The organism is Qipengyuania mesophila, from assembly GCF_019711655.1.
In the GTDB taxonomy this organism is placed as follows: Bacteria; Pseudomonadota; Alphaproteobacteria; order Sphingomonadales; family Sphingomonadaceae; genus Qipengyuania; species Qipengyuania mesophila.
The window spans coordinates 455003-468336 of sequence record NZ_JAIGNU010000001.1 but is presented as its reverse complement, the minus strand read 5'-3'; the positions used below and the strand labels follow the sequence as shown (position 1 = coordinate 468336).

At 65.9% G+C, this 13334-nt stretch carries 14 protein-coding genes; 10 read left to right on the top strand and 4 right to left on the bottom strand.

Going from position 1 to position 13334, the window contains the following annotated elements:
• Positions 1-102: 102 nt before the first annotated feature.
• Together K3181_RS02355 and K3181_RS02350 are read right to left on the bottom strand one after the other, a co-directional pair.
• Positions 103-1662 (bottom strand): cryptochrome/photolyase family protein, encoded by a 1560-nt coding sequence (locus K3181_RS02355; RefSeq protein WP_221600413.1) that lies wholly within the window; start codon positions 1660-1662, stop codon positions 103-105.
• 34 nt (positions 1663-1696) lie between these two features.
• Complete coding sequence (locus K3181_RS02350) at positions 1697-2293, bottom strand: FMN-dependent NADH-azoreductase (RefSeq protein ID WP_221600411.1); 597 nt, start codon at positions 2291-2293, stop codon at positions 1697-1699.
• A 41-nt stretch (positions 2294-2334) separates the two neighbouring features.
• On the opposite strand from K3181_RS02350, the gene K3181_RS02345 reads away from it, so the two are divergent.
• Positions 2335-2760 carry a winged helix-turn-helix transcriptional regulator gene (locus tag K3181_RS02345; protein WP_221600409.1) on the top strand — a complete coding sequence of 142 codons (426 nt, stop codon included), beginning with the start codon at positions 2335-2337 and terminating at the stop codon, positions 2758-2760.
• Positions 2761-2817: 57 nt separating this feature from the next.
• Positions 2818-3249 carry an OmpA family protein gene (locus K3181_RS02340; protein ID WP_221600407.1) on the top strand — a complete coding sequence of 144 codons (432 nt, stop codon included), beginning with the start codon at positions 2818-2820 and terminating at the stop codon, positions 3247-3249.
• Here K3181_RS02340 and K3181_RS02335 read toward each other — a convergent pair.
• Positions 3246-5411, bottom strand: a complete 2166-nt coding sequence (locus K3181_RS02335) for a primosomal protein N' (RefSeq protein ID WP_221600405.1) — start codon at positions 5409-5411, stop codon at positions 3246-3248. The genes K3181_RS02340 and K3181_RS02335 overlap by 4 nt on opposite strands.
• A 65-nt stretch (positions 5412-5476) precedes the next feature.
• Between K3181_RS02335 and K3181_RS02330 the strand changes: the two genes are divergently transcribed.
• Positions 5477-6172, top strand: a complete 696-nt coding sequence (locus tag K3181_RS02330; RefSeq protein WP_221600403.1) for a DUF4197 domain-containing protein — start codon at positions 5477-5479, stop codon at positions 6170-6172.
• On the opposite strand, the gene K3181_RS02325 is transcribed toward K3181_RS02330, so the two are convergent.
• Positions 6169-6822, bottom strand: coding sequence for a DUF2490 domain-containing protein (locus K3181_RS02325; RefSeq protein WP_221600401.1), 654 nt, complete (start codon positions 6820-6822; stop codon positions 6169-6171). The genes K3181_RS02330 and K3181_RS02325 overlap by 4 nt on opposite strands.
• A 54-nt stretch (positions 6823-6876) precedes the next feature.
• Here K3181_RS02325 and fsa point away from each other — a divergent pair, with 54 nt between their 5' ends.
• The 7 genes from fsa to K3181_RS02290 all read left to right on the top strand — a co-directional run bounded on the left by fsa (position 6877) and on the right by K3181_RS02290 (position 13304).
• A complete protein-coding gene (fsa, locus tag K3181_RS02320; protein ID WP_221600399.1) occupies positions 6877-7539 on the top strand; it encodes a fructose-6-phosphate aldolase in 663 nt (220 codons plus the stop codon).
• Positions 7540-9360 carry a cobaltochelatase subunit CobT gene (gene cobT, locus K3181_RS02315; RefSeq protein WP_221600397.1) on the top strand — a complete coding sequence of 607 codons (1821 nt, stop codon included), beginning with the start codon at positions 7540-7542 and terminating at the stop codon, positions 9358-9360. It begins immediately after the preceding gene.
• Between the two features lie 74 nt (positions 9361-9434).
• Positions 9435-10130 carry a hypothetical protein gene (locus K3181_RS02310; RefSeq protein WP_221600395.1) on the top strand — a complete coding sequence of 232 codons (696 nt, stop codon included), beginning with the start codon at positions 9435-9437 and terminating at the stop codon, positions 10128-10130.
• A complete protein-coding gene (locus K3181_RS02305) occupies positions 10130-10636 on the top strand; it encodes a DUF2846 domain-containing protein (protein ID WP_221600393.1) in 507 nt (168 codons plus the stop codon). Before K3181_RS02310 ends, K3181_RS02305 begins: the two co-directional genes overlap by 1 nt.
• An 82-nt stretch (positions 10637-10718) precedes the next feature.
• On the top strand, positions 10719-11399 hold the full coding sequence (locus K3181_RS02300) for a nitroreductase (RefSeq protein WP_247714836.1): 681 nt from the start codon (positions 10719-10721) through the stop codon (positions 11397-11399).
• Positions 11400-11550: 151 nt separating this feature from the next.
• Complete coding sequence (gene cysS, locus K3181_RS02295; RefSeq protein WP_221600392.1) at positions 11551-12996, top strand: cysteine--tRNA ligase; 1446 nt, start codon at positions 11551-11553, stop codon at positions 12994-12996.
• Positions 12984-13304, top strand: coding sequence for a DUF559 domain-containing protein (locus tag K3181_RS02290; RefSeq protein WP_221600391.1), 321 nt, complete (start codon positions 12984-12986; stop codon positions 13302-13304). The genes cysS and K3181_RS02290 overlap by 13 nt, the downstream gene beginning before the upstream one ends.
• The last annotated feature ends 30 nt before the right edge of the window (positions 13305-13334 follow it).

Sequence of the window (13334 nt, the reverse complement as noted above, 5' to 3'; positions counted from 1 at the left end):
GGCGGTGCCCGTGTCGACGCCGACCTGACAGCCCAATGAACGTCCTCCCGATTGTCTCCGCAGGAGTCGTCGGCTGGAGCCCAATCTGCGGTGAAGCGACCCTCAGCTGCTTCGTGCCCAGTGTTTGCCAGCCGGTTCTAGCGAGTCGAAAAATGCCTCGGCGCTGTCGAGATAGTCCTGCTGGCGATCCGCGCCCATGCGGTCCCAGGTCGCATAGATGCGCCCGATGCGCGGATTGGCCTCCAGTCGCTCGCGGTGGCGGTGCATGAAGTGCCAATAGAGCGGGTTGAAGGGGCAGGCGTCCTCGCCGGTCTTCTTGCTCACGCTGTAGCGGCAGGCGGAGCAATAGTTGCTCATCTTGTTGATGTAGTTCCCGCTGGCGGCATAGGGCTTGCTCGCCAGCTTGCCGCCGTCGGCGTAGAGGATCATCGCCGCGACATTGGGCAGTTCGACCCATTCATAGGCGTCGGCATAGACGACGAGGTACCAGTCCTGCACTTCGCGCGGGTTCACGCCGGCGAGGAGCGCGAAATTGCCGAGCACCATCAGCCGCTGGATGTGGTGCGCATGCGCATTGTCGCGGGTCGAGCGGATGCAGTCGGCCATGCAGGCCATGTCGGTCTCGCCGGTCCAGTAGAACTCGGGCAGGCCGCGCTGGGCATTGAGCGCATTGGCTTTCTGCAAGTGCGGCATCTGGTGCCAGTAGAAACCGCGGACATATTCGCGCCAGCCGATGATCTGGCGGATGAAGCCCTCGACCGAATTGAGCGGCGCCTTGCCGTCGCGGTAGGCCTGCTCCGCGCGGCGGCAGAGGTCGAGCGGGTCGAGCAGGCCGAGGTTGATGCTGGTCGAGAGCATCGAGTGGAAGAGGTCGTCTTCGCCCGCGACCATCGCGTCCTGGTAGGGTCCGAAACATTCGATCCGCTCGGCGAAGAAGGCGTCGGCGGCTTCCTCGGCTTGTTCGCGTGTCACGGGCCATTCGAAGCGCTCGAGCGAACCGAAGTGATCGCCGAAACGCTTTTCGACGAGATCGACGCATTCCTGCGTGATGGCATCGGGCACGAACCTGGGCCGCTCGGGCGCGGCGAGCCCTTCCTTGGGCGGCCTGCGGTTTGCGCTATCGTAGTTCCACTCGCCGCCCTCGGGCTTGTCGCCATCCATCAGCAGGCCGGTCTTGCGCCGCATTTCGCGATAGAAGAATTCCATGCGGAGCTCCTTGCGGTCCTCCGCCCATTCGTCGAACTCGGCCTGGCTGCAGAGGAAGCGGTCGTCGCGCAGGATCTCGACCTCGCAGGCGAACTTGTCCGCCCATTGCTCCATATCCTGCCGCACGCGCCATTCGCCGGCTTCGGTCACGCTGAGGAGGCGCGGTTCGTGGCGTTCGATGGCGCGCGCGACTTCGCCGGTGAAGCTGCCCGCATTGTCCGGATCGTCGAGGCGGACGTAGTCGACCGTCCAGCCCGCGTCTCGGAGCTCTTCGGCGAAGTGGCGCATGGCAGAGAAGATCAGGACGATCTTCTGCTTGTGGTGTTTGACGTAGGTCGCCTCGTCCCACACCTCCATCATCAGGATGATAGTGTCGTCCTTGGTCCGTCCGCGGATCGCCGCGAGGTCGCGGGTCAACTGGTCGCCGAGGATGGGAACGAGAACAGGGCCGGGCATTGCGTCTCCAATGCACCGGCCCTGCCTTGGTGCCTTACAGCTTGGCGATTTCCTGCTTCGCGGCCTCCATGCCCGCGGCGATCGCATCGGGACCGAAGCCCGCCTTCTCGACGCGGACGAAGTGGAGGTCGTTGACCCCGATGAAGCCGAAGAAGGTGGTCAGCAGGCTTTCCTGGTTCTCGGCCATCTGGTCGGTCGAATATTCGCCGCCGCGTGCCGAGGCGACCACCACCTTGCGCCCGCCAGCGAGACCCTCAGGACCCTTCTCAGAATATTTGAACGTCACGCCGGGCACACCGAGCCGGTCAAGCCAGGCCTTGAGCTGGCTGGGGATCGAGAAATTGTACATCGGCGCGCCGACGATCACGATGTCGGAGGCGAGGAATTCGTCGAGCACCGCACGTTCCGCCGGATAGGCGGCGTTGACCGCTTCCTCGTGCGTTTCGGGCGGGGTGCGGATCGCCTTGGTGGTGATCGGGTCGATATGCGCCAGCGGTTCGGCGACGAGGTCGCGGGTGACCACCTTTGCTTCGGGGTGCTTGGCGGTGAAATGCGCGACCAGCTCGTCGGTCAGCTTGCGGCTGATCGATTGCTCGCCGGTGGTCGAAGAGTCGATACGCAGGATTTGCATGAGGGGAACTCCATAGTTACTATCGATAACCTGGAGGCCATATGGAAACCGCACCCCGACCAGCGCAAGAAGGCACTTTGCTGTCCGATAGGAACACCGGTGTTACCCTCGAGGTTCACGATGCCCCGCAATGCACCGCGGTGAACGACATCCTCGCCCGCGTCGGCGACAAATGGTCGGTGCGCGTGGTGATGGCGCTGACCGACGATTCGCGCCGGTTCAATCAATTGCGGCGCGAGATACCGGGTATTTCGCAGCGCATGCTGACGCGCACGCTGCGCGGACTGGAGCGCGACGGCCTCGTCAGCCGCGCGGTGACGCCCAGTGTCCCGCCGCGCGTCGACTACGCGCTGACCGCGCTCGGCAAGTCGCTGTGCGACCCGGTGGCGCGGCTGGGCAATTGGGCGATCGCCAATATCGGCAAGGTCGAGGCCGCGCGCGCGGTCTATGACGGCGAGCAGGACTAGCACCTTGTTGGATGGAGCAGTCCGGTCCATGCCGATATTGTGAAGGGGGTATACAATATGAGAATGGTTCTCGGGTTGGCAGTCGGCTTGGCAGGATGCTTTGCCTTGGGAACGCCGCAACCGATCCGTGCTCTCAGCTGCGAGACCGGACCTTACTTCGTTTTCTTCGACCATGATCGGGGTTTCATTGACGCCAAAGGCCGGATGGTTCTCGACAACGCAATCGCATCCGCCCACAACTGCGGAGGCAGCGCGACCTTTCTTGCAGGACACACCGACACGAGTGAGAGTCCCCTCGTAGCCGACAAGCGACTGCGAACGGTACGGACGTATCTCGAGGCGAGAGGCATTCCGAGCGATGACATACGGATGCAGAATCTCGGTGCGTCGCGATTGCGCATTCCGACGGCAGAAGGCGTTCCCGAAGAGCAGAATCGCAGGGTCGAGGTGAGCTTCGGGCCCTATTCAAGCCTCTACGAGCAGGACTAGACGAAGCTGTAAGGGTCGACGTCCACCGCCACGCGCACGCCGGGCGGGTGGTCGACCTGGCGCAGCCAACCGCAAATAACCTCCTGTAATTGCACGCTTCTGCGCGCGTTGATGAGGAAGCGATATCGATAGCGGCCGCGCAGCAGCGCCATCGGCGCGGGGGCGGGGCCGAGGATCAGGCATTCCTCCACCTGCGGGCGGAAGGCGCCCAGCCGGTTGGCCGCTTCGCGCGCCTCGGCATCGTCCTCCGACGAGATGATGATCGCCGCCCAGCGGCCGAAGGGCGGCGCACCCGCCTCACGCCGCATCTCGGTCTCGGCCGAATAGAAGGCATCGCGATCCCCGGCGGCCAAGGCCGCGATCACCGGCGCTTCGGGGTGGCGGGTCTGGATCAGCACTTCGCCCGGCTTCGAGCCGCGCCCCGCACGCCCTGCGACCTGCGCGACCTGCTGGTAGGTCCGCTCGCCCGCGCGCAGATCGCCGCCTTCAAGCCCTAGATCGGCATCGACCACGCCGACCAGCGTCAGCTCGGGAAAGTGGAACCCCTTGGTGACGAGCTGCGTGCCGACAATGACATCGACCTCGCGCGCCTCGACCGCGGCGATGAATTCGGCCGCGCGACCCGGCGAATTGAGCGTGTCCGAGGTGGCGACGAAGACGCGCGCCTGCGGCAGTCGCTCGGCGACCTCGTCGGCTATTCGCTCCACGCCGGGGCCGCAGGCAACAAGGCAATCGGGCTCGCCGCATTCGGTGCAGGCCTGCGGGGCCGGGGCCTCGTGCCCGCAATGGTGGCAGGCGAGCCGGCGGGTGAAGCGGTGCTCGACCAGCCAGGCGCTGCAATTGGGGCATTGGTAGCGGAAGCCGCAATTGCGGCACAAAGTCAGCGGTGCGTAGCCGCGGCGGTTGAGGAACAGCAGCGATTGCTCGCCGCGTTCGAGCCGCTGCTCGATCCCGTCGACAAGCCTTTGCGCCAGCCACATGCCGTGCGGCGGCTTCTCCTCGGTCAGGTCGATCGTGTCGATGGCGGGCAGTTCGGCGCCGCCGAAGCGGCTCGGCAGGTCGACCTTCGCATAGACCCCGCTCTCGGCCATCTGCAGGCTCTCGAGCGCGGGGGTGGCGCTGGCGAGCACCACCGGCACGCCTTCGAAATACCCGCGCATCACCGCAACGTCGCGCGCATTGTAGCGCACGCCATCCTCCTGCTTGAAGCTGGTCTCATGCGCCTCGTCGACCACGATCAGCCCGAGCTTGGCGAAGGGCAGGAACAGCGCCGAGCGCGCGCCGACCACGACCTGCGCGGTCCCTTGCGCCACCGCGCGCCAGGCGCGCCGCCGCTCGGTCGACTTGAGCGAGCTGTGCCACAGCACGGGCGCCGCGCCGAAGCGCTCCTCGAAGCGGTGGAGGAAATTCTCGGTCAGCGCGATTTCCGGCAGCAGCACCAGCACCTGGCGCCCCATCCGCAGCGCCTCGGCGACGGGTTCGAAATAGGTCTCGGTCTTGCCCGAGCCGGTCACCCCGTCGAGCAGGAAGGGGGCGAATGCGGCCTCGCGCACAGCGGCTGCAAAAGTCGCCGAGGCCTCGGCCTGCGCGGCGCTGAGTTCAACATGCGCGAAATCGGGTCGCGCGCGGTCGTAGGGCCGGTCGCAATCGACCTCGACCGGTTCGAGCACGCCGTGATTGACGAGGCCGCGCAGCACGCCTTCGGACACGCCCGCGATCCCCGCCAACTCGCGGATATTGGCCTGTTCGCCGTCGAGCGCCTCGATCGCCGCCATCCGCTGCGGGGTCATTCGCTCGGGCAGGCCGCCGGTCAGGCGGTACTCGGTCATCGTCGCCGGGCCCTTGAGCGCGCCGCCCGAGCTCAGCGCCATGCGCGCCACGCTCGCCAGCGGTGCGACGTAATAGTCGGCGGTCCACTCGATCAGGCGGCGCAGCGGCGCCGAGAGCGACGGCACGGGCAAAACCGCGCGCAAATTCCGCAGCTTCTCGACCGGAACCTCGGTCCCGGGTAGCCGTTCAGCTTCCCAGACGATCCCGATCACGGTGCGCGGCCCCAGCGGGCATTCGACCACCGATCCGGGCTCGACCGCCACACCTTCGGGCACCTTGTAGTCCAAGGGGCCGAGGGCGGCATTGAGAATGAGGCAGCGCACGCGGTTCATGGCCCGGCCATATGGGCGGCGCGAGGCAGCGGAAACAAGGGTGGGATGCAGTGAGGAGCAACGATATGACCCAAATTCTCGAACGACCCACCGGCCGCCGCGCATTCCTGGGCGGACTGTCGCTCGGCAGCGCGGCGCTGGCGCTCCCCGGCTGCACCGGCCTCGGCGGATTCGGCCTGGTCGATGCGGTGCAGCGGATCCTGTTCCTTTCGAGCGAGCGCGCTTTTGCCCGCATGCTGCAGGGCGACGGTTTCTGGGACCAGCAGGTCGCCCAGCTGGGCCTCGGCAACCTCCTCGGCACGCGCGGTGACGTGCTGAGCCGCATCCTCACCTCTGCCCTGTTCAAGAGCCGGCTGGAGAACGCCTTCGGCGACATCGCCTATGAAGGTGCCGAACGCGCCGCCCCGCTGGTGACCGAGGCGGTACGCACGATCGGCATCCAGAACGCCATCGACCTCGTGCGCGGCGGCCCAACTGCGGCGACCAGCTTCCTGCGCGGGTCGATGGGAACGACGCTGGTCGAAGCGATGGTGCCCGAACTCGGCAGCGCGATGCGCGTCGCCAGCGATCCGCTGGTCGGCGAGCTGCTGCGCGGCCTCACCGGGGTCGACGTGGCCGGCGCGACCAGCCGCTTCGCGACCAATATCGACGACACGATCTGGCGCGAGATCGGCGCCGAGGAGGCCGGCATTCGCGCCGATCCCGAGGCGACGCGCGACCCGCTGATCATCGGCGTCTTCGGCGCCGGCGCGCGCCTCTAGAAGCTCCAGCCCGCGGAAAGGAGCGGGGCATGGATGTGCCGCGTGGGCAATCCCTCGCGCGCGGGCGCGATGATCAGCGTGTAGCCGAACCCGGCGTGGAAATGCTGGTCGAAGTCATGCTTCAGACTTGCTGCCGTGCGCCATTGGTCGCGCGCGGGCAGGGTGTCGCGATTTTCCGAGCGCACCGCGTCGATCCACTCGCCCGACAGGCTGAGGCTGGTGTCGCCGCCGAGGTCGGTCCGGTACCGGAGCTGCACGCGTTCGCGCAGGCCCATCCTGTCGACTCCGCCGCCGGTGATCTCCTCGAGCCGAAAGCGCAGCGAGACGTCGCCATGCGACAGCTGCACCTGCTGATAGGGACGGAAGCTCTCGGGGCCGATGACATAGGTCAGCCCGCCACCGAGGCTGACCGCATCGGACAGCTCATGATCCACCGCCATGCGGAGGATCAGCTGGTCCTGCCCGCGTGAGGCATCGCGGAAGCGCGGCATGACGAGGAAGGACAGGTCGGTATGCGCGTCGAGCGGCATCGAGCTATCGAACATCAGCCAGAGCTGCGTCTCGTCCTCGGCGGCATGCGCGGCAGCCGGTTGCCATGCTGCCGCGAGACCGGCAAGGAAGGTTGCAACGAAGCGACTGGTTCTGAACATGCCAATCGCATAGGGGCGAGCGCAGACTTCGCCTATCCGGATTCGGGAGCCATCATGAAATTCTTCGTCGACACCGCAGACATCGCCGACATCAGGGAACTGGCCGAGACCGGCCTGCTCGACGGCGTCACCACCAACCCTTCGCTGATTGCCAAGTCGGGCCGCGACTTCATGGAAGTGACCAAGGAGATCTGCGGCATCGTCGATGGGCCGGTCAGCGCCGAAGTGGTCGCGCTCGATCACGAGACAATGATGAAAGAGGCGGAAACGCTGCGCAAGATCGCCGACAATGTCTGCATCAAGGTGCCGCTGACCATCGACGGTCTCAAGACCTGCAAGAAGCTCACCGGCGACGGCACCATGGTCAATGTGACGCTGTGCTTCTCGGCCAACCAGGCGCTGCTCGCCGCCAAGGCGGGCGCGACTTTCGTGTCGCCTTTTGTCGGCCGCCACGATGACAACGGCTTCGACGGCATGGCGCTGATCCGAGACATCCGCCTGATCTACGACAACTATCCGGCGTTCTCGACCGAGATCCTCGTCGCCAGCGTGCGCAACCCGGTCCATGTGCTCGAAAGCGCGCGCATCGGTGCCGACGTCGCCACCATGCCGCCCGCGGTGATCAAGGGCCTGTTCAAGCATGTCCTGACCGACAAGGGTATCGAGGGCTTCCTCAAGGACTGGGAAACCACCGGCCAGAGCATCCCGACCGCCTAAGTGACCGACCAGACCCCTCTCGACCGCTTCAAGCAGGCGCTGACCGGCGCGGCCCGCGCGCTCGCGCACGAGCCCGAGGTCGAGGTCGCGTGGAGCGCGGATGCGCCGGCGCAGAACGGCAAGAACTTCCGCGTCCCGCTGCCGGGGCGCAATCTGCCCCGCGAGCAGGCGACCGAGGCGCGTGGTTTCGCCGACAGCTTCGCCCTGAGGCTGCGGCACCATAACGAGAAGCTCCATGCCAAGGGGGCGCCGCCCGAACCGATCGCGCGCGCCTGCTACGATGCGATCGAGCAGGTCCGTTACGAGGCGATCGGGTCGAATCGCTATGCGGGCATTCGCGACAATCTGAACTCCGCGGTCGAACTGCGCACCGCTTCGGATGCGATCGTGCGTGCCGACGAGGCGAGCCAGGTACCGCTCGCGACCGCGCTCTCGCTGATGCTGCGCGAGGCGGTGACCGGCGAGGCGGTTCCCGACCGCGCAAGGGCCGGGGTGGATCTGGTGCGCGACGACATTCTCGCCAAGATCGGCACCGACATGGACGGGCTCGCCGATGCGCTCGATGACCAGCGTGCTTTCCAGGACCTGACGCTCGACATGCTGCGGCATCTCGAACTGACGCTGCCCGACAATCCCGAGGCCACCGATGCCGAGGATGGCGAGGAGGACGAGGGCGAGAACCCCGAGGACCAGGACAGCGACGAGGAGGACGAGGGCGCAGCCGAGCCGCAGGCCGCCGACGCGCGCAGCGAGGTGACCGACGGCGAGGCCGATGGCGATGCCGACCAGGAGGTCGACGGCGAGCAGCAGATGGCCGACGGCGATCCTTCGGACGAGGGCGAGGAAGGCATGCAGCCGGTCCGCCCCAACCGCCCGTGGACCGACCTGCCCGAAACCTTCGAGTACAAAGCCTATACGGCCAAGTTCGACGAGGTCGTCGAGGCGCCCGAGCTGTGCGACAACGAAGAACTCGATCGGTTGCGCGCCTATCTCGACAGCCAGCTGGCGGGGCTGCAGGGCGTGGTCACGCGGCTCGCCAACCGGCTCCAGCGCCGCCTCATGGCGCAGCAGAACCGCAGCTGGGATTTCGACCAGGAAGAGGGCCTGCTCGATGCCGCGCGGCTGACCCGCGTCGTCGTCAGTCCGGGCCATGCGCTCAGCTACAAGATCGAACGCGACACCGAGTTCAAGGACACGGTGGTCACGTTGCTGATCGACAATTCGGGCAGTATGCGCGGGCGGCCGATCAGCATCGCCGCGATCAGCGCCGACATTCTCGCGCGCACGCTCGAACGCTGCGGGGTGAAGACCGAAATCCTCGGCTTCACCACCCGCGCCTGGAAGGGCGGGCAGAGCCGCGAGATGTGGCTCGCCGACGGCCGCCCGGCCAATCCCGGTCGGCTCAACGACCTCAGGCACATCCTCTACAAGCAGGCCGACGAGCCCTGGCGCCGCGCGCGCCGCAATCTCGGCCTGATGATGCGCGAGGGTCTGCTCAAGGAAAATATCGACGGCGAGGCGCTGCTCTGGGCGCACGACCGCTTGCTCCGCCGGCCAGAGGATCGTCGCATCCTGATGGTCATTTCCGACGGCGCGCCGGTCGACGACAGCACGCTATCGGTCAACCAGGCGGGCTATCTCGAAGGGCACCTCAGGAAGGTGATCGACTGGATCGAGAAGCAGTCACCGGTGCAACTCGCCGCGATCGGCATCGGTCATGACGTCACCCGTTACTACAAACGTTCGGTGACGATCATGGATGTCGAACAACTGGGCGGCACGATCATCGAACAACTGGCCGATCTGTTCGAGGTGGATTAGCGTTTTTCCGTATTGCCGCGATTTTCGCCCGTGGTATTTCAGGGCGAAACAGGGAATCGGGAACCTCCTCCAAAATGAAAAGATGTGCTGTCGGCCTGCTGGCCGTCGCCTTCGTCGTTGGCTCCGGCTTGGTCGCGCCGGCTTCCGCGCGCGCACAATCCGTCGCAGCGGAGGGTGCGGCTGCAACAGCGGAAATGCCGCGCGAGCCCGCCGTCATGGAAACACCGGCTGAGCGGATCGTAGTCGAAAAATTGACGCCGGTGGTGATCGAAATCCTCGAGCCGCTCGGCAGCAAGACCAGCAAGTCGCTCGACAGCTACCGCATCCGCCTCGCCGAGCCGATCGTGATCGACGGAACCGAAGTGGTGCCGGCAGGTGCGGAGGGCATCGGCGAGGTCGTCCATGCCAAGAAAGCGGGCGGCATGGGCGCCGCAGGCGAGCTTGTCCTCGCCGCGCGCTACCTCACCGTCGACGGACGCGAGCTGAAACTGCGCAGCATGGAGCTGCTCGAGACCGCCGAAGGCAAGGACCGCATGGGCACCGTCCATGCCCTCAATGTCGCCTCGGCTGCCTCGCCCATCCCGATCGGGCTGATCGGCTATTTCATTGGCGGCGGGAATATCGAGATTCCCGCTGGCGCGCTGGCTTCGGCCAAGCTCGCCGCGCCGTTCGAGATCGCCCCCGCCACCGAGGTCGCGGCGATGGCACCCGCACACGAACTTTCCGCTCCCGAGGGGGGAACGGACGAGACCGAAGAAGGACTGCAATAATGAGAATGACCAAGGTTCTGGCAGCATCGCTGCTGGTCGCAACCGTCGGCACGCCCGCCCTAGCCGGCGAGAAGGTCAGCGGGGCGGACATCGCCATTCCCGAGGCACCCGAAGGCACCGGCCAGATCGTGTTTTTCCGCCCCGGCGGCACGGGTTTCGCTCTCGGCTGTTCGGTCAACGAGAACGGCGAGAAGATCAGCTCGCTGGGCGCGGGCCGCTATTTCGTCCTGCGCACCACGCCGGGCCGTCATGAATTCACCGTCAAGAGCGAAGCCAAGGATGTGCTCGCGCTCGAGGTCGAGGAAGGTGAAACCCAGTTCGCCAAGTGCAAGATCAAGATGGGCATCATGGTGGGCCGTCCCGATCTCTCGCCCGCCAAGGAAGACGAGTTCCGCGGCATGAAGAGCGTCAAGCTCGTCGATGCCGACGACATGGGCCCGGCTCCGGGCGCGCTGCGTCCCGAGGAAATGGGCGTCGCCGCCACTGCCGAAGCCGCCGCCGAGTAATCCGCACGCGACATCGCTGAAACACCGGCGCGCCGGGGCGGGAGTGCTTGCACTTCTTCCCCGGCGCGTTAGCGTTCGGGCGATGACCATGACTGTTTCCGAGGCCGTCGCCAGCCGCCGTTCCGTCCGCGCCTTCACCGACCAGCCGGTCGAGCGCGAGGTCCTGACCCGCATTCTCGAGAAGGCGCAGCGCGCGCCTTCGGGCGGCAACACCCAGCCGTGGCACGGGATCGTCCTCACCGGCGAACCGATGCAGAGGCTGTTCGATCGCGTGGCCCAGGACCTGCCCAGGGGGCGCGAGGCCTTCGCGCCGGAATACCATGTCTATCCGCCCGAACTCGACGGAGCCTATGAGCAGCGCCGCCGCGGTGTGGGCGAAGACATGTATGGCGCGCTCCAGATCTCCCGCGAGGAGAAAGGCAAGCGCCTGATGTGGTTCGCCAACAATTTTCGGGCTTTCGGGGCGCCAGTGCTGATGCTGGTCCACACGCCCAAATACATGGGGCCGCCGCAGTGGAGCGATATCGGCATGTGGTTGCAGACGATCGGCCTGCTCGCCCGCGAGGAAGGGCTCGACACCTGCTTCCAGGAAGCCTGGGCGGTCTATTCACCCCAGATCCGCGAGGTGGTCGACATCCCCGAGGACCATATCTTCTTCTGCGGCGTCGCCATCGGCTACCGCGACGAAGTGGCCGCGGTGAACAATTTCACCGTCCAGCGCGCGCCCCCCGAAGAGAGCGTGCGCTGGGAGGGGTGGCAGTGAGCCAAAACGCAGTCATTGCGAGGAGCCGGAGGCGACGCGGCAATCCATCACGGACCTTCCCGCCCATAGCGATGTCGGATGATGGATTGCTTCGCTACGCTTGCAATGACTGATTGTTGACCAGCCCGCGTACCCGCGCCATTGGCCGCGCATGACCGATACGCCGCTCAAGCTGTTCAACTCGCTGACCCGCCAGCTCGAGGTCTTCGAGCCCGTCCATCCCGGCGAGGCGCGCGTCTACACCTGCGGGCCGACGGTCTACAACTACCCGCACATCGGCAATATGCGCGCCTATGTTTTCGCCGACATCCTCGGCCGCACGCTGCGCTGGAAGGGCTACGACCTCACCCATATCATCAACATCACCGACGTCGGCCATTTGACCGACGATGCCGATGCGGGCGAGGACAAGATGGAGAAGATGGCGGCGGCCAAGGCGCAGTCGATCTGGGACATCGCGAAGCATTATACCGAGGCCTTCTGGGCCGACGTGAAGGCGCTCAACATCCGCGAGCCCGCTAAATGGTCGGTCGCCACCGACTACATCGACGAGATGATCGCCTTTGCGAAAAGCATTGCGGATGAGCATTGCTACGAGCTCGACAGCGGCCTCTATTTCGACGTTTCCACCGTCGAGGATTACGGTAAGCTCGCACGCGCGGTCACCGAAGATGGCGAGGGCCGCATCGAGACGGTCGAGGGCAAGCGCAACGCCGCCGATTTCGCCATCTGGCGCAAGACACCGGCGGGGGAGACGCGGCAGATGGAATGGGACAGCCCGTGGGGCAGGGGCGCGCCCGGCTGGCATCTCGAATGCTCGGTGATGGGCGAGAAGCTGCTCGGCTTCCCCTTCGACATCCACACCGGCGGGATCGACCACCGCGAGATCCACCACCCCAACGAGATCGCGCAGAACCAGGCCTTCTGCGGCTGCGGCGGGCTCGACGTGGCGACGCATTCGGGCGCGAAGATCTGGATGCACAACAACTTCCTCGTCGAGCGCAGCGGCAAGATGAGCAAGAGCGCGGGCGAGTTCCTGCGGCTGCAACTGCTGGTCGACAAGGGCTACCACCCGCTCGCCTACCGCATGATGTGCCTCCAGGCCCATTACCGCAGCGAGCTGGAATTCTCGTGGGACGGGCTGCAGGCGGCGCTGACCCGGCTGAAGCGGATCGTGATGGCGGTCGAACGGCTGCGGGATGCGGGCGCAACCGACGCCGCACATCCCAAATTCGCTCCGATGCGCGCAAAATTCGCCGCAGCCATGTCGGACGATCTCAACACCCCGACCGCGCTGGTCGCGCTCGAGGAGGCGCTCGCGGTCAAGAAGGTCGGTGACGGGGTCAAACGCGCGGTGGTCGAGGAAATGGACCGCGTTCTCGGTCTGAATCTTTTCGGCCTAGCCCGCACGGACCTCCGCATCCGTCCCAAGCACGCGCAGGTCACTGAGGAGGAAATCGAGGCCGAACTTCTGCGCCGCAAGGAGGCGCGCGCCACGAAGGATTTCGCCACCTCCGACGCGATCCGCGACAGCCTTGGGGAAAAAAATGTCGAGGTGATGGACGGCGACCCGCTTGGTTGGGAATGGAAGGTGTGACCAAGGCCGATCCACAGACCCTCCTCTGGCAGCATCTCGAGCATGCGCCGCAGGGTCTGATGTTCGTCCGCGACCACGAGGCCGAGGGCTTCGTCCTCCCGCTCTATTGCGCCGAGGCGCATCTCGCGATCGAGGTCGACGACGATCCCTTCAGGCGCAAGGACGACGGCGCGCGCGAGCGCTGGCAGGAACGCCATCGGGTCGACATCATGCAGGTCCCGCCCAGCCACGTGCTGCGCAATGCCAGCGAAGTCGCCGACGCGATCCTCGACATCGCCAGCCGCCGCAAGGAACGGTTTGCGAAATAGCGCCCGAACGGCAATGGAGACATCGAGGAG

Coding starts and splice junctions, on each gene's coding strand:
- K3181_RS02355 (WP_221600413.1), bottom strand. CDS start 1,662: ATGCCCGGCCCTGTTCTCGTTCCCATCCTCGGCGACCAGTTGACCCGC.
- K3181_RS02350 (WP_221600411.1), bottom strand. CDS start 2,293: ATGCAAATCCTGCGTATCGACTCTTCGACCACCGGCGAGCAATCGATC.
- K3181_RS02345 (WP_221600409.1), top strand. CDS start 2,335: ATGGAAACCGCACCCCGACCAGCGCAAGAAGGCACTTTGCTGTCCGAT.
- K3181_RS02340 (WP_221600407.1), top strand. CDS start 2,818: ATGAGAATGGTTCTCGGGTTGGCAGTCGGCTTGGCAGGATGCTTTGCC.
- K3181_RS02335 (WP_221600405.1), bottom strand. CDS start 5,411: ATGAACCGCGTGCGCTGCCTCATTCTCAATGCCGCCCTCGGCCCCTTG.
- K3181_RS02330 (WP_221600403.1), top strand. CDS start 5,477: ATGACCCAAATTCTCGAACGACCCACCGGCCGCCGCGCATTCCTGGGC.
- K3181_RS02325 (WP_221600401.1), bottom strand. CDS start 6,822: ATGTTCAGAACCAGTCGCTTCGTTGCAACCTTCCTTGCCGGTCTCGCG.
- fsa (WP_221600399.1), top strand. CDS start 6,877: ATGAAATTCTTCGTCGACACCGCAGACATCGCCGACATCAGGGAACTG.
- K3181_RS02310 (WP_221600395.1), top strand. CDS start 9,435: ATGAAAAGATGTGCTGTCGGCCTGCTGGCCGTCGCCTTCGTCGTTGGC.
- K3181_RS02305 (WP_221600393.1), top strand. CDS start 10,130: ATGAGAATGACCAAGGTTCTGGCAGCATCGCTGCTGGTCGCAACCGTC.
- K3181_RS02300 (WP_247714836.1), top strand. CDS start 10,719: ATGACCATGACTGTTTCCGAGGCCGTCGCCAGCCGCCGTTCCGTCCGC.
- cysS (WP_221600392.1), top strand. CDS start 11,551: ATGACCGATACGCCGCTCAAGCTGTTCAACTCGCTGACCCGCCAGCTC.
- K3181_RS02290 (WP_221600391.1), top strand. CDS start 12,984: ATGGAAGGTGTGACCAAGGCCGATCCACAGACCCTCCTCTGGCAGCAT.